General features: G+C 71.1%; 22 protein-coding genes. 5 read left to right on the top strand and 17 right to left on the bottom strand.

Features of this window, described 5'->3' with window-relative positions:
• Positions 1 to 64: 64 nt before the first annotated feature.
• Positions 65 to 1,012, bottom strand: a complete 948-nt coding sequence (locus N8I86_RS24350; protein ID WP_392165302.1) for a LysR substrate-binding domain-containing protein — start codon at positions 1,010 to 1,012, stop codon at positions 65 to 67.
• Between the two features lie 139 nt (positions 1,013 to 1,151).
• Here N8I86_RS24350 and N8I86_RS24345 point away from each other — a divergent pair, with 139 nt between their 5' ends.
• Complete coding sequence (locus N8I86_RS24345) at positions 1,152 to 1,706, top strand: peroxiredoxin (protein WP_073889144.1); 555 nt, start codon at positions 1,152 to 1,154, stop codon at positions 1,704 to 1,706.
• 3 nt (positions 1,707 to 1,709) lie between these two features.
• Positions 1,710 to 2,252, top strand: coding sequence for an alkyl hydroperoxide reductase (locus tag N8I86_RS24340; protein WP_073889143.1), 543 nt, complete (start codon positions 1,710 to 1,712; stop codon positions 2,250 to 2,252).
• 95 nt (positions 2,253 to 2,347) lie between these two features.
• On the opposite strand, the gene N8I86_RS24335 is transcribed toward N8I86_RS24340, so the two are convergent.
• The 5 genes from N8I86_RS24335 to N8I86_RS24315 form a co-directional block, all read right to left on the bottom strand.
• Entirely contained in the window at positions 2,348 to 3,694 is a 1,347-nt protein-coding gene (locus N8I86_RS24335) for an AI-2E family transporter (RefSeq protein WP_123439588.1), read from the bottom strand.
• A gap of 162 nt (positions 3,695 to 3,856) precedes the next feature.
• Entirely contained in the window at positions 3,857 to 4,582 is a 726-nt protein-coding gene (locus N8I86_RS24330) for an aggregation-promoting factor C-terminal-like domain-containing protein (RefSeq protein ID WP_093475068.1), read from the bottom strand.
• A gap of 383 nt (positions 4,583 to 4,965) precedes the next feature.
• On the bottom strand, positions 4,966 to 6,291 hold the full coding sequence (locus tag N8I86_RS24325) for a PhoH family protein (RefSeq protein ID WP_073889139.1): 1,326 nt from the start codon (positions 6,289 to 6,291) through the stop codon (positions 4,966 to 4,968).
• Positions 6,292 to 6,642: 351 nt separating this feature from the next.
• A complete protein-coding gene (locus N8I86_RS24320) occupies positions 6,643 to 7,416 on the bottom strand; it encodes an isoprenyl transferase (RefSeq protein ID WP_073889137.1) in 774 nt (257 codons plus the stop codon).
• A 771-nt stretch (positions 7,417 to 8,187) separates the two neighbouring features.
• Positions 8,188 to 8,973, bottom strand: a complete 786-nt coding sequence (locus tag N8I86_RS24315) for a class I SAM-dependent methyltransferase (protein ID WP_263278712.1) — start codon at positions 8,971 to 8,973, stop codon at positions 8,188 to 8,190.
• Between the two features lie 52 nt (positions 8,974 to 9,025).
• On the opposite strand from N8I86_RS24315, the gene N8I86_RS24310 reads away from it, so the two are divergent.
• Positions 9,026 to 9,508, top strand: a complete 483-nt coding sequence (locus N8I86_RS24310; RefSeq protein ID WP_123436814.1) for a DinB family protein — start codon at positions 9,026 to 9,028, stop codon at positions 9,506 to 9,508.
• On the opposite strand, the gene N8I86_RS24305 is transcribed toward N8I86_RS24310, so the two are convergent.
• Together N8I86_RS24305 and N8I86_RS24300 are read right to left on the bottom strand one after the other, a co-directional pair.
• Positions 9,505 to 10,050, bottom strand: a complete 546-nt coding sequence (locus tag N8I86_RS24305) for a GNAT family N-acetyltransferase (RefSeq protein ID WP_263278711.1) — start codon at positions 10,048 to 10,050, stop codon at positions 9,505 to 9,507. The genes N8I86_RS24310 and N8I86_RS24305 overlap by 4 nt on opposite strands.
• Before the next feature lie 48 nt (positions 10,051 to 10,098).
• Positions 10,099 to 10,971: an LLM class flavin-dependent oxidoreductase gene (locus tag N8I86_RS24300; protein WP_404830828.1), complete on the bottom strand. Its 873-nt coding sequence runs from the start codon at positions 10,969 to 10,971 to the stop codon at positions 10,099 to 10,101.
• Between the two features lie 95 nt (positions 10,972 to 11,066).
• Between N8I86_RS24300 and N8I86_RS24295 the strand changes: the two genes are divergently transcribed.
• On the top strand, positions 11,067 to 11,462 hold the full coding sequence (locus N8I86_RS24295) for a DUF192 domain-containing protein (protein ID WP_263278710.1): 396 nt from the start codon (positions 11,067 to 11,069) through the stop codon (positions 11,460 to 11,462).
• A 9-nt stretch (positions 11,463 to 11,471) separates the two neighbouring features.
• A complete protein-coding gene (locus N8I86_RS24290) occupies positions 11,472 to 11,912 on the top strand; it encodes a DUF3224 domain-containing protein (RefSeq protein ID WP_073889130.1) in 441 nt (146 codons plus the stop codon).
• On the opposite strand, the gene N8I86_RS24285 is transcribed toward N8I86_RS24290, so the two are convergent.
• The 9 genes from N8I86_RS24285 to N8I86_RS24245 all read right to left on the bottom strand — a co-directional run bounded on the left by N8I86_RS24285 (position 11,887) and on the right by N8I86_RS24245 (position 19,567).
• Complete coding sequence (locus N8I86_RS24285; protein ID WP_263278709.1) at positions 11,887 to 12,519, bottom strand: OmpA family protein; 633 nt, start codon at positions 12,517 to 12,519, stop codon at positions 11,887 to 11,889. The two genes, N8I86_RS24290 and N8I86_RS24285, sit on opposite strands and share 26 nt — an antisense overlap.
• Before the next feature lie 7 nt (positions 12,520 to 12,526).
• On the bottom strand, positions 12,527 to 13,108 hold the full coding sequence (locus tag N8I86_RS24280) for a hypothetical protein (protein WP_263278708.1): 582 nt from the start codon (positions 13,106 to 13,108) through the stop codon (positions 12,527 to 12,529).
• A gap of 34 nt (positions 13,109 to 13,142) precedes the next feature.
• Complete coding sequence (locus N8I86_RS24275; RefSeq protein WP_263280148.1) at positions 13,143 to 13,739, bottom strand: pilus assembly protein TadG-related protein; 597 nt, start codon at positions 13,737 to 13,739, stop codon at positions 13,143 to 13,145.
• Positions 13,736 to 13,921 (bottom strand): hypothetical protein, encoded by a 186-nt coding sequence (locus tag N8I86_RS24270; protein WP_263278707.1) that lies wholly within the window; start codon positions 13,919 to 13,921, stop codon positions 13,736 to 13,738. Before N8I86_RS24270 ends, N8I86_RS24275 begins: the two co-directional genes overlap by 4 nt.
• 125 nt (positions 13,922 to 14,046) lie before the next feature.
• A complete protein-coding gene (locus N8I86_RS24265) occupies positions 14,047 to 14,805 on the bottom strand; it encodes a response regulator (RefSeq protein ID WP_263278706.1) in 759 nt (252 codons plus the stop codon).
• Between the two features lie 12 nt (positions 14,806 to 14,817).
• Positions 14,818 to 16,053 (bottom strand): sensor histidine kinase, encoded by a 1,236-nt coding sequence (locus N8I86_RS24260; protein WP_263280147.1) that lies wholly within the window; start codon positions 16,051 to 16,053, stop codon positions 14,818 to 14,820.
• Between the two features lie 316 nt (positions 16,054 to 16,369).
• Positions 16,370 to 17,257: a DUF5936 domain-containing protein gene (locus N8I86_RS24255; protein WP_073889123.1), complete on the bottom strand. Its 888-nt coding sequence runs from the start codon at positions 17,255 to 17,257 to the stop codon at positions 16,370 to 16,372.
• 13 nt (positions 17,258 to 17,270) lie between these two features.
• Complete coding sequence (locus tag N8I86_RS24250; RefSeq protein WP_263278705.1) at positions 17,271 to 18,215, bottom strand: type II secretion system F family protein; 945 nt, start codon at positions 18,213 to 18,215, stop codon at positions 17,271 to 17,273.
• Between the two features lie 14 nt (positions 18,216 to 18,229).
• Positions 18,230 to 19,567: a CpaF family protein gene (locus N8I86_RS24245; RefSeq protein WP_073889120.1), complete on the bottom strand. Its 1,338-nt coding sequence runs from the start codon at positions 19,565 to 19,567 to the stop codon at positions 18,230 to 18,232.
• Between the last annotated feature and the right edge of the window lie 17 nt (positions 19,568 to 19,584).

Genomic DNA, 19,584 nt, shown 5'->3' with positions numbered 1-19,584 from the left:
ACGACGGCTCCGTGCCACCGGTCCCCCGGTGGCACGGAGCCGTCGTACGTGCGCGGGGCGGTGCTCAGCCCTCCGTGTCGAGGACCCGGACCGGCAGCGCGCGCAGGGCCTCGCGCAGCGCCGCCGCCAGCTCCTCGTACTCGGCGCCGCGCGCAGCGCCCGCCCGCATCGCCAGGGCGACGCGGCGGCTCGGGGCGGGTTCGGCGAAGTAGCCCGTGAGGAGCCGGCTGCTGCGGGTCGTCTCCAGCTTCAGCGCGGTGCGCGGCAGCAGGGTGCAGCCGAGGCCGCCCGCGACGAGCTGGACCAGCGTGGACAGCCCGGCGGCCGTCGTGGTGACCGGCGCGTCCTCCCGGCCGGCCTCCCGGCAGATGTCGAGCGCCTGGTCGCGCAGACAGTGACCCTCGTCCAGGAGCAGCAGGTTGAGCTCCTTGAGCGCCTCGCGCGGAATGCCCTCGCGGCCCCCGAGCCAGTGGTCGAGCGGGGTGACGAGCACGAAGTCCTCGTCGAAGAGGGGCAGTTCGGTGACGCCCGGCACGCCGAGCGGCACGGCGAGCAGCAGCAGGTCGAGCCGGCCGGAGTGCAGGCCGTCGATCAGGCTGGCGGTCTGCTCCTCGTGCACCTGGAGGTCGAGGTGCGGGTACCGCTCGTGCACCAGGCGCAGCACGGTGGGCAGCAGGTACGGCGCGACGGTCGGGATGACACCGAGCCGCAGCACCCCCGTGAAGGGCGCCCGGACCGCCTCGGCCTCCTCCAGCAGCGCCCCGACCTCGTCCAGCACCGCCTTCGCCCGTACCGCGAGCCGCTCCCCGGCGGGCGAGAGCAGTACCTTGCGCGTCGTACGCTCGAGGAGGGTCACCCCGAGGGTCTCCTCCAGTGCCGAGACCGCGCCGGACAGCGCGGGCTGGCTGGTCCCGATGGCGGCCGCCGCGTCCCGGAAGTGCAGGTGCTCCGCGACGGCGGCGAAGGCGCGCAGCTGCGCGAGGCTCGGCTGCCTCCGTTTGCCGCTACTGATGGTCACTGATAACTACCTCCGATCAACATGACCGAGTGTAGCTATTTCCCGAATCAATGCATGCTGTGCCAACATCGTTTCAGTCCAACCCATGGGAATCGCCCTCAAAAGGGGCGCTTCCTCGCTGCAAGGAGAGCGTGTGCTCACTGTCGGTGACAAGTTCCCCGAGTTCGAACTGACCGCCTGCGTCTCGCTGGAGAAGGGCAAGGAGTTCGAGGAGATCCACCACAAGTCCTACGAGGGCAAGTGGCTCGTGGTCTTCGCGTGGCCCAAGGACTTCACGTTCGTGTGCCCGACCGAGATCGCCGCGTTCGGGAAGCTGAACGACGAGTTCGCCGACCGTGACGCCCAGATCCTCGGCTTCTCCGGTGACTCCGAGTTCGTGCACCACGCCTGGCGCAAGGACCACCCGGACCTGACCGACCTGCCGTTCCCGATGATGGCCGACTCCAAGCACGAGCTGATGCGCGAGCTGGGCATCGAGGGTGAGGACGGCTTCGCGCAGCGCGCCGTCTTCGTCGTCGACCCGAACCGCGAGATCCAGTTCACCATGGTCACCGCCGGTTCCGTGGGCCGTAACCCCAAGGAGGTCCTGCGGGTCCTGGACGCCCTGCAGACCGACGAGCTGTGCCCCTGCAACTGGAGCAAGGGCGAGGACACCCTGGACCCGGTCGCGCTGCTGGCCGGTGAGTGACCCATGTCGCTCGACTCCCTGAAGTCCCGCGTACCCGACTACGCCAAGGACCTGAAGCTCAACCTGGGCTCGGTCATCGGCAACTCGGACCTGCCCGCGCAGCAGCTGTGGGGCACGGTGCTGGCGACCGCCATCGCCTCCCGTTCCCCGATCGTGCTGCGTGAACTGGAGCCGGAGGCGAAGGCGAACCTGACGCCGGAGGCGTACACCGCCGCCAAGGCGGCCGCCGCCGTCATGGCGATGAACAACGTCTTCTACCGGACCCGCCACCTGCTGTCCGACCACGAGTACGGCACCCTGCGCGCGGGCCTGCGGATGAACGTCATCGGCAACCCGGGCGTGGAGAAGGTCGACTTCGAGCTGTGGTCCTTCGCGGTCTCCGCGATCAACGGCTGCGGCATGTGCCTCGACTCGCACGAGCAGGTGCTCCGCAAGGCCGGCGTCGAACGCGACGTCGTCCAGGAGGCCTTCAAGATCGCCTCCGTGATCCAGGCGGTCGGCGTCACCCTGGACGCCGAGGCGGTGCTGGCCGACTCGGCCGAGTAGTCCGCCGCGAGAACGCCGACGGCCCCTGCCCTCCACGGGCAGGGGCCGTCGCCCGTTCAGCGGCGCGCGTTCACCGGCGCGCGGGGCGCGCCCGCCTAGGCCGGCTCGTCCGCGGTGGGCGCCGGTACGTGGGCCGTCGGCGCCGCTTCCGTCGTGGCCGGGGGCCCGCTCCCGGGCTCCTGCACCCGCTCCTCGGCGCCGACTTGCTGCTCCTGGGCGTACTGGCGCAGATAGCCGACGACCGTGTTCGTCACCGCCACCAGGGGGACGGCCACCACCGCGCCGCCGATGCCGGCCACCATGCCGCCGGCCGCGACCGTCAGGACGACCGCCAGCGGGTGGACGCGGACCGCGCGGCCGAGGATGAACGGCTGCAGCACGTGCCCCTCGATCTGCTGGACCGCGAGGACCACGGCGAGCGTCATGACCGCGGTGAAGACGCCCTGCGTGACGAGCGCGACGATCACCGCGAGCGCGCCGGAGGCGACCGCGCCGACCAGGGGGATGAACGAGAACAGGAAGATGAAGACGGCCAGCGGCACGGCCATCGGCACGTCGAGGAAGTAGATGCCGATGCCGATGAAGACGGCGTCGATGAGGGCGACCAGGACCGTGCCGCGGACGTAGGCGGTCAGGGTGCGCCAGGCGCGCGGGCCGGCACCGGCCACGCCCGGACGGGCGGCGGAGGGCACCAGCTTCAGGAACCACTGCCAGATGCGCACACCGTCGTAGAGCAGGAACAGCGTCGAGAAGAACACCAGCAGGATGCCGGTCAGCGCCTCGACGACGACCTGAACTCCCTCCAGACCCGCGGACGTTATCTGGTCGGTGTTGGCCCCGATCGCCTCGCGCAGGTTCTTGGCGATCTGGTTGATCTGCTTGTCTGTGACGTGGAAGGGACTCTTCAGTAGCCAGTTGCGCAGATCATCGATGCCGTTCTGGATCTGCGTGGAGAGCGTGTCGATGTTCTCCATGACCTGCCAGGTCACGAACCAGCCCATCAGGCCGATGACCACGAAGCCGAGGATGGCGGTGAGCGCCGTCGCCGGGCCCCGCGGCACCCCGTGCCGCATCAGCCGGGCCACCGTCGGCTGGAGCAGCGCGGTGACCAGAAGGGCGATGACGAAGGCGAAGACGACCAGTTGGACCGCGCTGATGACCCGCATCAGCACCCACACGGTGCCGGCGAGCACCAGCAGGCGCCAGCCGGCCTCGGCCGCTACCCGGACACCCCACGGCACCGCCTGCGCCGGATCGGGCCGGGGCCCGGCCGGCGGCGCGGGCCGGCGGACCGGCGCCGGGTCGACGGCGGCGGCAGACGCGTCGGCCGGTTCGGACTCGGCGTGCTCCTTCTCCACCTCGGCGCGGCGCTCGTCCAGACGCTCGCCCATCTCGGTGAGATTGGCGCCGAGCCGGCCGAGCCAACCTGGCACTCGCGACATCATCCGTCCTCTTTCCCCGCGTCCCCGGGTGCTCGCCACGCTCCCCCCTGGAGTCGTTCCGATACGACCGTACAGTGCGAAAGCCCCTCCCCTGAGGACGGGGAGGGGCTGCGCGAGGTTGAGCGGAGCCGGTCGGCTCGGTACCGAGGACCGTCGGGCGGCCTAGTACCAGTGGTTGGCCTGCCAGAACGACCACGCCTGGCACGGGCTGCCGTAGCGGCTGTTCATGTAGTTGAGGCCCCACTTGATCTGCGTGGCGGGGTTCGTCTGCCAGTCGGCGCCGACGGACGACATCTTGGAGCCGGGCAGGGCCTGGAAGAGACCGTAGGCACCGGAGGAGGCGTTGACCGCCTTGTAGTTCCAGCTGGACTCGTGGTCCACGATGTTGCTGAAGCACTGGAACTGGCCGCCGCCCACCATCTGACGCGCCATCGCCTGGATCTGCGCCACGGTGTAGCTGCTCTGGGTGGGGAAGCTGGAGGAGTCGCGGACGTCGTCGCGGCTGGCCGCGGCCTTCGTCTCGGCACGCTCCTTGGCCTCCTTGGCCGCCTTCTCCGCCTTCTCGGCGGCCGCCTTCTTCGCGATGGCGGTCTCGGCGGCGGCCTTGCGGGCTGCTGCCTCGGCGTCCTTCTTGGCGCCCGCGTCGGCGGCGATGGCCTGAGCGTCGGCCTGCTGCGTCAGGGACGCGGTCTGCACCTGGGCCTGCTGACCCGCGGGTATGTCCGCGAGGAGCGTGGTGTCGGCTGCCGTCGTCTCTGCGTCGTTGTTGTTCTGCGCGACGCTGCCCGAGGCAACGCCGACAACGCTTCCGACGGCGGTGACCGCGGTGGCCGAGGCCACTGCGAATCCCCGGACCGAAATCCGGCTCACACGGTTTCCTTCCAGCATCGCCCGCTTCGGTGACCCTGGCGGACGCAATCGTGCCCCTTGGCACTGGCCTCCCAACTGCGGGGTCACGGGAGGCGCGGGCCCGGTGGGCAACTCCCCCGAGGGGAGCGCCGCGTGGTGCTCGGGCGGCATACGACGAACTCTGTGAAGTTGGTGGTGTTGCTGTGGTGCCGTACCGCTGGGGGTACAGGTGTGTCGTATGCGGGGCCTGACAGGAGTGAGACTCTGCCGTAACCGGACGCCGCGTGGCAATTCTGTGTTGCGTGTGAAAGCTCACATCCCGTTTGGCCCTGGTGATTTCAGGAAACCCCCACACGCGAAGGCACCGCCCGGCTAGGCTCCTGTGCCTTTGCCGGACGGCGCCGAATGGGCCTTCCTCAGGGTCAGATGTGGCCGTCCTCCAGCATTTCGGTCACAAGGGCGGCAATCTGGGACCTCTCCGACCGCGTCAGCGTGACGTGGGCGAAGAGCGGATGCCCCTTCAGCTTCTCCACCACGGCGACCACGCCGTCGTAGCGGCCTACGCGCAGATTGTCCCGCTGTGCCACGTCATGGGTCAGAACCACCCGCGAGTTGGCGCCGATCCGGGACAGAACGGTCAGCAGGACGTTCCGTTCCAGGGACTGCGCCTCGTCCACGATCACGAACGCGTCGTGGAGCGAGCGGCCGCGGATGTGGGTGAGCGGGAGGACCTCCAGCATCCCGCGCGCGGTGACCTCCTCGATGACCTCGCGGCTGGTGACCGCGGAGAGGGTGTCGAAGACGGCCTGCGCCCACGGGCTCATCTTCTCCGCCTCGGAACCGGGCAGATAGCCCAACTCCTGCCCGCCGACCGCGTACAGCGGACGGAAGACCATCACCTTCTGGTGCTGGCGGCGCTCCAGGACCGCTTCCAGGCCCGCGCACAGCGCGAGCGCCGACTTGCCGGTGCCGGCCCGGCCGCCCATCGAGACGATGCCGACGTCCGGATCGAGCAGCAGGTCGAGCGCGATGCGCTGCTCGGCGCTGCGCCCCTTGATGCCGAACGCCTCCCGGTCGCCGCGCACCAGCCGGACGTTGCCCTCGGCGGTGACGCGGCCGAGCGCCTTGCCGCGCTCGGACTGGATGGTCAGGCCGGTGTGCACGGGGAGGTCGGAGACCTCCGGGACGTACACGTGCCCTTCCTCGAAGAGGAGGTCGACCTGTTCGCCGGAGAGTGTCAGTTCGGACATTCCGGTCCAGCCGGAGTTCTCCGTGATGGCGAGTTCGGCCCGGTACTCCTCGGCCAGCAGGCCCACGGACGAGGCCTTGATCCGCAGGGGCAGGTCCTTCGACACCACGGTGACGTCGAACCCCTCGGCCTGCAGGTTCCGGGCCACCGCGAGGATGCGGGAGTCGTTGTCCCCCAAGCGGTAGCCGGTGGGCAGCACGCTGGGGTCCGAGTGGTTGAGCTCGACACGGATCGTTCCGCCGAGTTCCCCGATCGGGATGGGGGCGTCGAGGCGACCGTACTTCACCCGGTAGTCGTCCAGCAGGCGCAGTGCCTGGCGGGCGAAGTAGCCGAGTTCGGGATGGTGCCGCTTGGCCTCCAGCTCCGTGACCACCACGACGGGGAGCACGACCTCGTGCTCGTCGAAGCGGGTCAGGGCGTTCGGGTCGGCCAGCAGGACGCTGGTGTCGAGAACATAGGTGCGCCGGTCTGGCTTGTGGCGCTTTGTGCTGGTCACCACGGAAGGACGTACCCCCTCGGATGAGGTCGGGGAGCGACGAAGTGGAGCTGGACCGGTTTCCGGCCTCCGCACACGGCGGGCCGGATACCGGCCCTCCGCGGCTGCTTCCGTGCAGCGATCGCACGGTCGGGCTGGTGCAAAGGGCCTCCCGGGCGGACGGCCCCGTGCCGCCCGCTGAGATCCGACGCCCGTGGTTCGGGTGTCGACCTGCTTGGCTTATGCCCTCGAACATGCACCGCCATGCAAATGCAGCCAACAGCGCACCGGTGAACTCCTTGTTACATCCACCCGAACCGGGGTATACGGCAACCGCCCCGGCGCCGGGCGGCGACGGGGCGGTGCGGTGTGCGGTCAGCCGCCGTAGCGGCGGTGACGTGCGGCGTAGTCGCGCAGGGCGCGCAGGAAGTCGACCTTGCGGAAGGCCGGCCAGAAGACCTCGCAGAAGTAGTACTCGGAGTGCGCGGTCTGCCAGAGCATGAATCCGGACAGCCTCTGCTCGCCGCTGGTGCGGATGACCAGGTCCGGGTCGGGCTGGGCCCGGGTGTAGAGGTGACGGCCGATCATGTCGACGTCGACGGACTCGGCGAGGTCCTCCATCGTCACGCCCTTGTCCCGGGCGTCGAGGACCATGGAGCGCACGGCGTCGGCGATCTCCTGCCGGCCGCCGTAGCCGATGGCCACGTTGACCACTATCCCGTCGATGTGGGCGGTGGCCTCCTCGGCCTCCTTCAGCGCGGTCTGCATCTGCGAGGGCAGCAGGTCGGGCGTGCCGACGTGGTGCACGCGCCAGCGGCCGTCGGCGGCGAGGGTGCGGACGACGTCCTCGATGATGCCGAGCAGGGGGACGAGCTCGTCCGCCGGACGGTCGAAGTTGTCCGTGGACAGCAGCCACAGGGTGACGACCTCGACGTCCGTCTCGGAGCACCAGCCGAGGAACTCCTCGATCTTCTCGGCGCCGGCCCGGTGGCCGTGGACGGTGGTGGAGCCGGACGCCTTCGCCCAGCGGCGGTTGCCGTCCATGATGACGCCGATGTGCTTGGGCACCTGGTCGTGGTCGAGGTGGCCTTCCACCCGGCGTGCGTAGAGCCTGACGAGCAGGCCGCGCAGCTTGTCGCGCAGGTTCACGTGGCCCTCCGGGGGTTGGCGCGGGGGTATGGGGTGCCGGAGCCGTTGAGCCTACCGCTGCCGGAGGCCCGGTCCCGGCCCGGGGCTTGGGTGGGTCCCGACACGGTCTCGCCGTCGGTCGCCGGTCCGCAGAGGCGTGCCGCGCGCACGCGGTGGGGCCGTACCTCGGAAGACAGCCCCGGGACCCCGTGTGGGACGGGGGCCGGCGGCCGGCGGTTGCGGACCGGCCCATGAAAAAACGGGCCGGTCCGTGGGGGGGAGACGGACCGGCCCGAGGGGGGGTTTCCACCATAACCCTTCGTGAGGGATGGTGGGTGCATCGGCGCGACACAACTACTCTCCGGAATCATCCGGCGACGCCCCGGTGGGTGCGGAAGGTGGGATTCAGGGGCGCTTCGTGGCCGATTCGCATCCGAATCCCAGGTAAATCCTGCTGGATGCAGAGGAATTCAGAGGGTTTGCGCCATATTGGCGATAGAACGGCATGTCGCTCCGCCGTCCCCCTGACGGGCTACCCGGCCGGCGAACGGCGGACTTGACGGTTCCGCTCGACGCGGGATGCGGAATGGGAGAGGCTCACCGGCCTGTCGGCACCGCGCAGCCCCCTCCTCTGCGCGGTGCCAGCCCGCGCAGCTTTGCTGGCGCGAATTACCTTGGTCTGAACTTACGTGACCGGTGAGGCTGATGTGAACCGGAGCCGATAACAATGTGGAAACCCCGGGGGAACGGCGAGCAAAGCCTGCCGGGTAAGCCCGCGTATGCCCCGTTTGGTCAGCTGTCCGGTTTGCGGACGTCGAAGAGGTGCCGGGTGCTGTGCGCGACGAACGGCCCCTGCTTCCCGATCCGCTCGTGCAGCGCGCGCAGCCGCGGCTCGTACGCCTCGACCGTGAAGCCGGGCACCATCCAGACAACCTTCCGCAGGAAGTGGACGACCGCCGCGACGTCGTGGAACTCCATCCGCAGCCGCTCCGCCCGCAGACCGGCCACGACGAGGCCCGCCGCCTCGGCACCGGCCCGCTCCCGCTCCGGGTCACGGGCGGACCGCACCTCCTCGGGCTGCGGGCCCAGGAAGTACTCGACCAGCTCGAAGACGCTCGCGGGTCCGACGTGCTGCGCGAAGTAGGTGCCGCCCGGGCGCAGCACCCGGGCGATCTCGTCCCAGTACGGCCGGACCGGGTGGCGGCTGAGCACCAGGTCGAACGCCGCGTCGGCGAACGGCAGCGGCGCGTCGTCCGCGGCCGCGACGACCACCACCCCGCGGGGCCGCAGCAGCGCCGTCGCCCTGGCGACGTTCGGCGGCCAGCCCTCCGTGGCGGCGACCGCGTCCGGGCGGTCCGGCCCCGCCGTGCCCAGCGCGAAGTCCAGCACCTCGCCGCCGCCGGTCTGCACGTCCAGCGCCGCCCGCGCACCGACCAGCCGCTCCCCCGCCGACCGGGCGTACCCCCAGGAGGGCCGCGCCTCGGTGGCCCGGCCCTCGAACCAGGAGAAGTCCCAGCCGTCCGTGGGCGCCGCGGCGCCCTCGGCCACGAGGTCCGCGAAGGATCGGTTCGCTGTCATGACACCCATGATCGCAGCCGGTTGTCGGTGCGTCCTGCTACTTTCCGCCCGCATGACGACGACTTACTTCGCCGGGGAGAAGGACACCCTGCACGCCAGCCTGGACCGGCACCGGGACATCGTGCTCGGGAAGCTTCAGGGCCTCGACGACGAGCAGCTGCGCCGCCCGATGACACCGACCGGCACCAACCTGCTCGGCCTGGTCAAGCATCTGGCCGCGGTCGAGTACGGCTGGTTCGTGGAGACGTTCGGCCGCGAGGCCGAGCCCTTCTGGTTCGACCCCCACGACGACATGCGGGTCTCCCCCGGCGAGACGACGGAACGGATCGTCGCCTTCTACGGCCGTGCCCGCGCCGCCGCCGACCGCGCGATCGACGCGCTGGCGCTGGACGCCGAGGGGCGTCCCGCCTGGCGGGACGTCGGCGTCTCCCTGCGCTGGACCCTGGTCCACATGATCGAGGAGACCGCGCGGCACGCCGGGCACATGGACATCCTGCGCGAGCTGATCGACGGCGCGACCGGGGACCGTCCCTAGCGGGCTTCGTCCGGGCCGGCCGGGGCCGGGCGAGCGGCCGGGGCGGCGGGTGCGGGGAGGACGAGGAGGAGGTGTTCGTTCTCGCCGTGCCGGACCGTGCCGGCGCGCTCGAAGCCGTGTCTCTCCAACAGGCGCACGGAGGCCGCGTTGCCGGCGAACGGATCGGCGTACAGCGGGCGGGCCGGCTCCTCGCGGAGGAAGAGGGCGAGGGCCCGGGTGCCGACGCCACGGCCCCAGTACGGCCGGCCGAGCCAGTACCCGAGGAACCGGCGGCCGTCCTGCGTCCAGGACACGAAGCTACCGGCGACCTCTCCGTCCACGGTGACCGTCCGCACGAGGCAGTCGGGATCTCCCAGGACGCGCTGCCGCCAGTGGGCGAGGAAGGCGTCCCGCGGCCGCGGGGTGAACCTCGACCGCCGGACCGCCTCCGGATCGTGCTCGTGGTCCAGGAACAGTTCCAGGTCCGCCTCGACGACGGCGCGCAGCCGCACCTCGGGGTGCCCGCCCCGCTCTCCGCCCGTGTCCCGCGTCGCGTCCGCCATGCCGGGAAGTGTGGCAGCCGCCACCGACACCGGGGCCTTCCCGCGGATCTACGGCACCAGAGGCCGCACTTCCTCGGCGGTGAAGCGCACGAAGCCCTCCGGGTCGGGTTCGTCCCCGGTCGGCTGGAGGACGACGGTGTCCGCTCCTGCCTCGGCCAGCCGGCGCACCGCTCGGGCCACCGCGGTCGCGTCCCCCGCGACCCCGACGTCCTGGGCCGACTCCAGTCCCTCGGCGGCGAGTTCGGCGCGCAGCCGTGTCTCGGCGCCGGCCCCGGTGGCGGCGAGCAGGTAGACGACCACCGTGTGGGGATCGGTGCGGCCCGTCTCCCGCCGCCCCTCGTCGACGAGCTGCCGGGCCCGCCGTACGCCGTCCGGTGAGGTGGACGCGGTGAGGACGGTGCCGTCGGCCCGGGCGCCCGACAGCCGCAGCGTACGGGGGCCCGTGGCGCCGGCGAACACCTGCGCCGGGGTGTCCGGGGGCCAGTCGAGTCCGACGTCGTCCAGGGTGACGTACCGCCCCCGGACGGTGAGCCGTTGGCCGGCGAGCAGCGCGCGCAGGGCGTCGAGGTGTTCGCCGAGCAGGGTGAGCGGGGACGCGGGGCGGGCGCCCACCTGCGCCATCCAGTCCTGCACCCCGTGTCCGACCACGACGGTGGCGCGGCCGGGGAACATCCGGTGCAGTGAGGCGGTCTCCATCGCGGTGAGGGCCACGTTCCTGAGGGGGACGGGCAGCAGCCCCACGCCGACCCGCACCCGCTCCGACCAGGCGAGCGCCGCTGCGGCGGTGGAGATGCCGCCCTCCCGGAAGCAGTCCTCCCACAACCACAGCTCTTCGAGGCTCACGTCGTCCGCCGTCCGGGTGACGGCCCGCAGCCGCTCGGGAGGAAGCTGGGGGCGGAAGACCACACCGAGTCGAGTCATGTCGCCCTTCCTAGTGGGGAGGACGGGATGAGGACAACGGGATTTCGTCCGGCGGCTGTTGATGCCGAGGCCGGCGCGGAGAGGGGAGTCGGGTCATGGGGCGGCGGGAACGCTGGCGGGACGGACGGGGACGGCTGATCGTGGGGGGAGGCTCCGGGGACGCGGCGGCCGTCACCGTGCCCCTGGAGATCGCGGCGTCGTACCGGGCCCGTACGAAGGGGCTGCTGGGCCGTGACGCGATCGACGGGGCGATGCTGCTGTCGCCCGCGAGCGGGGTGCACACCTTCGGGATGCGGATGCCGATCGACGTCGCCTACCTGGACAGCCGGTCGACCGTCATCGCGGTCCGCACGATGCGTCCCGGCCGCCTGGGCCTGCCACGGCCGCGGGCCCGGCACGTGCTGGAGGCGCGGGCGGGGGCGATGGCGGGCTGGGGGCTGGTGGCGGGGGTACGGGTCGAGGTCGAGGCCGTTGTCGGTGGGGCGGCCTAGCATCCGGGCATGAGAGCTTCAGGGACGTTCACGGTCGAGGAGTTCGCTCCGGCAGCGGTACGGCTGCCGGAGCCGGCGGTCGAGACGGCGGTGCCCGTCGGGGTGGCCACCATGCGGAAGCGGTACGACGGCGAAATCGGCGGGAGATCGGTGACCCTGTTCACCGCGGCGTACGACCAGGCCGCCGCGACCGGCACCTATGTCGCGATGGAGTCGTTCGAGGGGACCCTGCACGGACAGGGCGGCACCTTCAACTTCGCCCACTCGGGCACGACCCTCGGGGAGGGCAGGGAGGCCGAGTTCTTCGTGATCGTGCCGGGCAGCGGGACGGGCGCGCTGACCGGGATCCGAGGGGCCGGCGGTCTGTCGATCGACGCGGACGGCACCCATCGGATCTGGTTCGACTACGAGGTGGGCGGCTCCGTCACCCCTGGGGGCGGGGGAAGGTGACCTCGACCCGGCGGTTCTTGCGCCGGCCCTCCTCGGTGGAGTTGTCGGCGATCGGGTACTGCTCGCCGTAGCCGCGCACCTCGAAGGTGATGCCGGGCTCGTTCAGGTCCTGGTCCAGGACGGCCTGGACGGCGTTGGCGCGCTGCTTGGACAGGACGTCGCCGTGGGCGGAACTGCCCAGGTTGTCCGTGAAGCCGAAGACGCGGACCTGGGTCGCGTTCTGCTTCCTGATCTCGTCGGCGATGGCCGCGATGCGGGCCTTCGCGTCCGTGCCGAGCTTGGCGCTGTCCTTGCCGAACAGCACCTCGGCCTGGAGGGCGAAGGTGACGTCGGCGTTGGTGTCCTCCCGCCGCTCGTCCCCGCTCTGGTCCTCCACGACCGACTTGATGTCCAGCACCTTGGCCTCCGCCAGGGTGGCCCCCTCGGGCAACTTCAGATCGGGATCGGTGGGGTCGACCTTCACGGGGGCGGTGGCGGAGGGTTCGGTACCGGGGGGGTTGCTGGGGTCGGTGTCGTCGGCCCGTGCGGGATCGGCACCGTGCAGCCCGGCGGCCAGCAGAAGCCCGGCGGCGCCGAGGGCGAGAGCGAGACGGGGAGCGGTGGTCACTGTGGCCTCACCCGGAGATCTGGATGCCGGCGCTGGAGAACGTGGGCAGTTGGAGGGTCACCTCGGTGGTGTTCGTGGGTGGAGCGGGGAACTGCATGAACACCGGAAGCGACTGACCACCCTGAAGAGTGCCGAGGCCTGTCGTGGTGAGGGGGCGGCCTTCCGTGTCGCGCAGTACGTAGTACCGCTTCTTGCCCTTGGGATCGACAAGGGTCGCACCACCCAAGGACAAGCCGTGCTTGACGATCTCCGTCTCGTCGCCGCTCATTTGCGGCGGCACCACGACGGACTTCCCGCCGTCGTTCTTCAGGTTGCCGCTCACCGTGACGAAGCCCCCAGCGTCGCGCTGTGCCGAGGTGACCTGCAGGAGCAGACCCTCCGTTCCCTTGAGTTCGGCCAGCGGGGTCTCGGACTGGCCCTCTTGAGTGCTCGGGCCCGATCCTCTGCCCTTGGAGGCGGAAGCGGAGGCCTGGGGCTTCTTGTCGTCGTTCCCGCCACCACCGCAGCCGGCCACACTGACGGCGAGGCCGACGGCGAGGGTCAGCGCGACCACCCCCTTGTGGGCCTTCGCAGTGAACCGAATGCTCATCTCTGCGCTTCCTTCTTCTCTCGTCGTTCGCTTGTCAGCCGGCCAGGTGGACATCGAAGAGATCCTCGGGCTTCGGCAGCCCTTCTCGGTCGTCCGGATCAAGTTCCCAGACTTTGCCGTCACAGGTGAGCTCGGGCAACGCTTCAGCTTCGGCGTCCTCGCCGAGGGGCTTGAACGAGCAGAGCGGTTCGATCTCGGCGATGGCTGTGGCCGACGCACGGATGTTCTCGGTGGTGGGAACGACGGATTCTCCGACGGACTCGTTGTTCGTCACCTCCGCCTGGTACTTGAGCGGCGAGAGCGCATTGCAGCCGTCGAGGCGGGAGTGGTTCTGCTCGGCAAGCTGTCCGGCACGCCCACACGGGTTCCCCACTGCTGCTGTCCCGTCCAGGATGTCGGGCCACTTGGCCGGGTCCCGCAGATCGTCCAGCCAGAGGGCCGCAAGCTCATCTCGCTTGTTCTGAGCCGCCGCCAGCGCTGCCGCATCGGCTGCCGTCTGCGCGCCACTTCTGTTCACGGCGGCCTGGCCCACCGCCAGGTAGGCGAGCGCAAGAAAGAGCAGGCCCGCCACCACCGTGATGTAGATGGGGAAGGCCTGCCCTGCGTCCTTGTGTCTACGCGAAAGCGTCAGGTGATCTCGTTGATCTTCGCAAGAATCTTCTGCATGATCGACTGACCGATGCTGGTACCAGTAACCGCCAGCACGATCGCCACGACCACGGCGATGATCCCGAGGTACTCGACGGCGGTCTGCCCCCGGTCGTCGTCGCGACGGTGCATGGCCACCATCAACTTCAAGAACCAGTCGCTCATGGTGTTCCCCTCCGGCTCCACTTCGGATCCCGCAAACGTAGAAGCCCACCCCGCACACACCCCAGGGCCCCAGGGCCCAACCCCAGGCCCATTCGTGGGGCGTGCCGCTCGCCCGTGTCGCCATCTCACGCCACCCCCAGCCACTTCGCGGCCGCCTGGGACCTCGTCGTGCTGTCGAGCTTGGCGAAGATGCGGTTGATGTGGTTCTTGACCGTCTTCTCGCTGATGAAGCAGGCGGCGGCGATCTGCTGATTGGTCATGCCGGACGCGATGAGGTCCATGATCTCCGCCTCCCTCGTACTCAGCCGGAACCGCGACCGATACGACTCTCCCACAGGACGTTGCAGTTGCGAAAGAGGAATGGGGGGTAATTCCTCCGAAATAAGCGGCGGTTCGCACTCCACGTGTGCAGGTGCACTCGACTGGGGCTCGGGAAGCAACGCCCTCGCCGCCCCCGGTGTCACATGCGGCCGCCCCTCCCGCACGTCCCGCACCGCCCGCACCAACTGCTCGGTCGTGAACTCGCCGTGCACCAGGTATCCCCCCGCCCCCAGCCGCAGCGCCTCCCGCACGGTCTCCGCCTCGTGGCTGTACGTCAGCATCATGACGGGAGCCAGCCGCACCAGGTGGGGCAACGCCGAGATTCCGTCCACCCCGGGCATGCGGACGTCGAGCAGGATCACGTCGGGCCGGCACCGCAGCGCCGCCTCGTAGGCCTCACGGCCGTCCGTCGCCTCCGCCACCACCGTGGTGTCCTCACGGCCGGACAGCAGGGCGGTCAGGCCCGCGCGGACCACGGGGTTGTCGTCGGCGACCAGCAGCCGCAGGGGCGGGGTCACGGGCGCGGAGGGCGGGAAGTCCGGCCGGGGACGGGTGTGCCGCATCGGTACCTCCTCTCAGGCGTCCGGGGAGGACGGGTGGGCGGGACGATCGGTGGGGGCGGTCACGGGGCGGGCCCGCAGCGGGAGTTCCAGCCGTACCTCCGTGCCCCGTGCGTGGCCGCCCCGGCCGACACGGAGGCGGGCGCCCGCCTGTGCGGCGCGTTCGACCATGCCGAGCAGGCCGAAGTGGCCCGAGGTGCGCAGGTCTTCGAGCGTGGTGCCGGGCGGGAGTCCGGCGCCGTCGTCGTGCACGGTGATCCGGAGCAGGTCGCCATGGACCGCGGCCCGTACGTCCACCCGGGTCGCGGACGCGTGCCGGTGCGCGTTCTCCAGCGCCTCCACGACGATGGCGAGGACATGGCGGCCCGTGCTCGCGGACAACGGCGGGAGGCCGGCCGGGACCGGCCAGTGGCAGTGGACCGGAAGACCGGTGCGGGCGCCGAAGTCGAGCACGCGCGCGTGCAGTTCGCGCCATGCCGCCGTCTCCTCCGCCCGGCCCGGCCGCTCGCGTCGCAGGTCCGTCAGCAACTCCCGCGACTCCGCCGCCGCCCTGCGCGCCGAACGGGACACCAGCTCCGCCTGTTGTCTTATGCGGTCGGGATCGGGCGCGTCCGTGGAGGCGGTCGCCGCCAGTCCGTCCGCGGCCAGCGCCACGCCGTACAGGGTCTTGGCCACGGAGTCGTGCATCTCGCGTGCCAGGCGGGCCCGTTCCGCGCTCACCGCCTCGGCCGCCGCGAGGCGCGCCTGCACCGTGGTCAGAGCCTGGGTCGCGGCGCCGAAGCGGAGCATCAGGTTGCGCAGGGTGGAGCCCATGGCACCGGCGATGACGCACAGGCCGGGCAGGAGCAGGGCCTCGGCGACGGGCGCGTGCCGGTCGGCCTTCAGGGTGGCGTGCACCAGCAGCAGGATCAGCGACTGGAGCGAGGCGAAGCAGGCCGCACCGCGCCAGCCGTAGACCAGGCCCGCCACGAGCGGGGTGCAGACGCTGACGTAGGCGAGGGTGGTGTCCGGGCCCGCCGAGACGAGCAGGAAGGAGCCGAAGAGGGTGTCGACGGCGAGCAGGCTGGGGTGGCGCAGCAGGAGGGGGCCGAAGCGGGCCCAGTCGCGGAAGAGGACGTAGGACATCATGAACGTGACGACCACCGCGGCGCCGACCAGGCGTGCGCCCAGGCCGGGTGCGGCGTTGAGCAGCGCGGCGGGGGCGGCCACGGCGATCATGGCCAGCCGGAAGCCGAAGACCTGCCGGCACATCGCCTGCAGCGCCCGCACCTGGATCTTCTCCGACGGCTCGGTCGGCAGCACGCCCTGACCCGCCCCGGTCGCGGAGTGCGAGTCGGCTCCGGACCGCGGATCGGCCGCAGGCCTCGGGTCGGCCGCGGACAGCGGGTCGGTCCCGGCCGCCGGACGTCCTTCCCGCCGGCCTCGGGCCCGCCGGTCCTGCCCGGGCCGGCCCCCGGCCCGCCGCGCCAGCCGGCCGGTGGCCGTCCGTAGTCGCCGCTGGCCCCCGAAGGACGCGTCCCCCACGTGTCCTCCGGCTCCCGTCAGCCCTGTCGCCGTCATGTCCGCCTCACTTCCCCGTGAGCGAACCGAAGTCCACTCCGGAGCCGAGCAGCAGTCCGGCGCCCAGCAGGAGCATCGTCGCCGGGACCATGAACGTGGTGATCATCAGCGTCGCCTTGGGAACCGCCCGGGCGGCCTTGCGGCGGGCGTTCTGCGCGTCGGTGCGGCGCATGTCCTTGGCCAGGGAGACCAGGGTGTCCACGATCGGGGCGCCCAGTTCCTCGCCCTGCTGGAGTGCCGTGACGAACATGGCCACCTGCTCGGAGTCGTTGCGCCGGCGCAGCTCCGCGAAGGCCTGGCGGCGGCTCATGCCCAGGTCCATCTGGCGCAGGGTGATGCGGAGTTCGTCGGCCCAGGGGCCCTCGTAGCGGGACGCGACCCGGTCCAGGGCCTGGCGGAAACCGAGGCCCGCGCTGACCACGACCGCCAGCACGTCGAGGAAGTCCGGCAGGGTGCGCTCGATGACGTCCTTGCGGACGCGGATCGCGGACCAGATGCCGACCTCGGTCCAGAACGCGCCGAACAGCAGCAGGAGCAGGGCCACGAACCACTGCCCCCGCAGCAGGAAGACCAGGAAGCCGACGCCGCCGAGCGCGCCGTAGACCGCGCGGCGGGCCGCGTACCGGTCGATGGTCAGTCCGCCCGGGTTGCCGGCGAGGTCGATCCTGCGCCGGTACCTGGCGACCAGCCGCGGCCCCATCAACCGCAGCACGGCGGGCGCGTAGCGCATGCCCATGCGGTCGATGACCGAGCCCACCGCGCCGGTGCGGGTGGCGCCGACCTCCAGGGCCACGGCGAGGTCGCCGGGGAGCTTGGCGTCGGCGCGGTACATGCGGATGCCGGCGAAGACACCCCAGACCGCGAGGCCCATCACGAGTGCGAGCAGGAGTTCCACGGTAACCGCCCCCTCACACGTCGATCCGGCTGAGCCGCCGGATGAGGACGAATCCGACGGCGTACAGAGCGAACGCGATGATCACGCAGGCCTGGCCCACCGGGGAGCCGGTCATGCGTTCCAGCGCGCCGTCCTTGACGCCGTTCATCAGGAACAGGGCGCCGATCCCCAGGACCGGGACGGCGTACGACGTCATCGTGACCTGGGAGAGCTGGGTGCGGATCTCGCGCCGGGTCTCCTTGCGTTCCTCCAGCGTCTCGGTCAGGTTGCGCAGGGCGGACACCACCTGGCCGCCCGCCCGGTTCGACAGGACCAGGGTGGTGACGAGGACGACCAGTTCGCGGGAGGGGAGGCGGTCGGCGAGTTCCCCCAGCGCGTCGTCCAGGGAGTGTCCGATGGCGAGCTGGTCGTCGACCTTGGCCAGTTCCTCGCCAGCCGGTGCCTCCAGTTCCTCCGCGGCCATGCCGATGGCGGTGCGCAGGGCCAGGCCGGCCTGGGTGGCGTTGGCCAGGATGCGGGCCAGTTCGGGGAGCTGGTTGATGAACCGCTCGATGCGTTTCTGCCGTTGCCAGTTGAGGAACTGGACCGCCGCCCAGATGCCGAGGAGCCCGGCGATCGGGCCGAAGAAGGGCGCCAGGGCGGCCTGGCCGATCAGCCAGAGCGCGGCGACCGTGGCGAGCAGGTAGACGAAGAACTCGCCGGGGGTGACGTCCAGGCCGGTCGCCGCCAGCCGCAGTTCGAGCCAGCGGCCGAAGCGGGTGCGGCGCAGGCGCCGGTCGAGGTCGCGGAAGCGGCGCGTCCGGCCGGTCCCCGCGTGGGGGCCGGTGAGCGCGAGGCGGTCGACGAGGGCGGCGCGCTGGGCCCGCCCGGAGGCGTAGGCGTGCACGCCGGCCACCGCCAGGACGCAGGTCAGCAGCGCCACTCCGGTGGTGAGCTGGACGAGGGTGTGGAGTTCCATGGGGGGTGGCCTACCTACCTGGCTTCTCGGGTGGCGAGCTGGTCGGCGGAGTGGGCGACTCCGAAGGCCTGCGGGACGGGCTGGCTCGCCATGTAGAGGCGGTCGGCGGTACGGCGGGGCAGCGGGAAGTACTGGAAGGTGCCGTACACCCGGCCGTCCGGGGTCATGGGCCGCGCGTCGAAGCGGGCCACGGTGGCCAGCCGGTACGGGTCCCCGCCGTGGCTGTCGAGCAGCGCGATCTCGGTGATGCGGCGGGCGCCGTCGGCGAACCGGGTCAGCTGGACGAGGACGTCGACCGCGCTGTTGATCTGGTCGTGCAGCGCCACGAAGGGCACCTCGACGTCCGACATGGAGGCGAGGGTCTGCAAGCGGGTGAGGGCGTCCTCGGCGCTGTTGGCGTGCACGGTGGCGAGGGAGCCGTCGTGGCCCGTGGACATGGCCTGGAGCATGTCGAGGGACTCGCCGCCGCGGACCTCGCCGACGACGATGCGGTCGGGGCGCATGCGCAGCGAGTTGCGGACCAGGTCGCGGATGCTGACCTGGCCCTTGCCCTCGACGTTCGGCGGCCGCGACTCCAGCCGGACCACATGGCTCTGCTGGAGCTGGAGTTCGGCGGAGTCCTCGATGGTGATGATGCGCTCGTGCGAGGGGATCAGCCCGGAGAGGGCGTTGAGCAGGGTCGTCTTCCCGGTGCCGGTCGCCCCGGAGACGATGATGTTGAACTTGGCCTGCACCAGTCCCGCCAGCAGGTACACCATCTGTTCGTCGAGCGAGCCGAAGGAGATCAGCTCCTGGAGGGTGAAGGAGCGCGGGAAGCGGCGGATGGTGAGGATCGGGCCGGTCAGCGACAGCGGCGGGATGATGACGTTGACCCGCTCGCCGGAGGGCAGGCGGGCGTCCACCATCGGGTTCGACTCGTCGACGCGCCGGTTGACGGTCGACACGATCCGTTCGATCGTCTGCATCAGCTGGTCGGCGGAGACGAAGCGGAGCGGCAACTGCTCGACGCGGCCGCCGCGTTCGACGAAGATCGCGTCGGGCCCGTTCACCATGATCTCGGTGATCGACGCGTCCTCCAGCAGGGGTTCCAGGATGCCGAGGCCGAGGGCCTCGTCCACGACCCGGCGGATCAGCTGCGAGCGCTCCACCGTCGACAGGACCGGGCCCTCGCGGCTGATGATGTGCCCGAGCACCCGCTCCAGCCGCGCCCGGCGCTCGGCGGCGGCCAGCGAGCTCATCTCCGCTAGGTCGATCTCCTCCAGCAGCTTGGCCCGGTAGGAGGCGACCAGGTGCCCGTCCTCGCCCCGGCTGCCGTGCTCCTCCGGAGTGCTGATGCGTGCCCGCAGGCTCATGGTCGGCGGCTCCTCGT

This window comes from Streptomyces albidicamelliae (genome assembly GCF_025642175.1).
In the GTDB taxonomy this organism is placed as follows: domain Bacteria; phylum Actinomycetota; class Actinomycetes; order Streptomycetales; family Streptomycetaceae; genus Streptomyces; species Streptomyces albidocamelliae.
Note: the sequence above shows the minus strand (reverse complement) of the source record. Positions and strands in the feature narration are given on the sequence as shown.

Bases quoted from the DNA above. Each gene is read 5' to 3' on its own strand.
- N8I86_RS24340 (WP_073889143.1), top strand. From the start codon at position 1,710: ATGTCGCTCGACTCCCTGAAGTCCCGCGTACCCGACTACGCCAAGGAC.
- N8I86_RS24335 (WP_123439588.1), bottom strand. From the start codon at position 3,694: ATGTCGCGAGTGCCAGGTTGGCTCGGCCGGCTCGGCGCCAATCTCACC.
- N8I86_RS24330 (WP_093475068.1), bottom strand. From the start codon at position 4,582: ATGCTGGAAGGAAACCGTGTGAGCCGGATTTCGGTCCGGGGATTCGCA.
- N8I86_RS24315 (WP_263278712.1), bottom strand. From the start codon at position 8,973: ATGACAGCGAACCGATCCTTCGCGGACCTCGTGGCCGAGGGCGCCGCG.
- N8I86_RS24310 (WP_123436814.1), top strand. From the start codon at position 9,026: ATGACGACGACTTACTTCGCCGGGGAGAAGGACACCCTGCACGCCAGC.
- N8I86_RS24305 (WP_263278711.1), bottom strand. From the start codon at position 10,050: ATGGCGGACGCGACGCGGGACACGGGCGGAGAGCGGGGCGGGCACCCC.
- N8I86_RS24300 (WP_404830828.1), bottom strand. From the start codon at position 10,971: ATGACTCGACTCGGTGTGGTCTTCCGCCCCCAGCTTCCTCCCGAGCGG.
- N8I86_RS24295 (WP_263278710.1), top strand. From the start codon at position 11,067: ATGGGGCGGCGGGAACGCTGGCGGGACGGACGGGGACGGCTGATCGTG.
- N8I86_RS24290 (WP_073889130.1), top strand. From the start codon at position 11,472: ATGAGAGCTTCAGGGACGTTCACGGTCGAGGAGTTCGCTCCGGCAGCG.
- N8I86_RS24280 (WP_263278708.1), bottom strand. From the start codon at position 13,108: ATGAGCATTCGGTTCACTGCGAAGGCCCACAAGGGGGTGGTCGCGCTG.
- N8I86_RS24270 (WP_263278707.1), bottom strand. From the start codon at position 13,921: ATGAGCGACTGGTTCTTGAAGTTGATGGTGGCCATGCACCGTCGCGAC.
- N8I86_RS24265 (WP_263278706.1), bottom strand. From the start codon at position 14,805: ATGCGGCACACCCGTCCCCGGCCGGACTTCCCGCCCTCCGCGCCCGTG.
- N8I86_RS24260 (WP_263280147.1), bottom strand. From the start codon at position 16,053: ATGTGCCGGCAGGTCTTCGGCTTCCGGCTGGCCATGATCGCCGTGGCC.
- N8I86_RS24250 (WP_263278705.1), bottom strand. From the start codon at position 18,215: ATGGAACTCCACACCCTCGTCCAGCTCACCACCGGAGTGGCGCTGCTG.
- N8I86_RS24245 (WP_073889120.1), bottom strand. From the start codon at position 19,567: ATGAGCCTGCGGGCACGCATCAGCACTCCGGAGGAGCACGGCAGCCGG.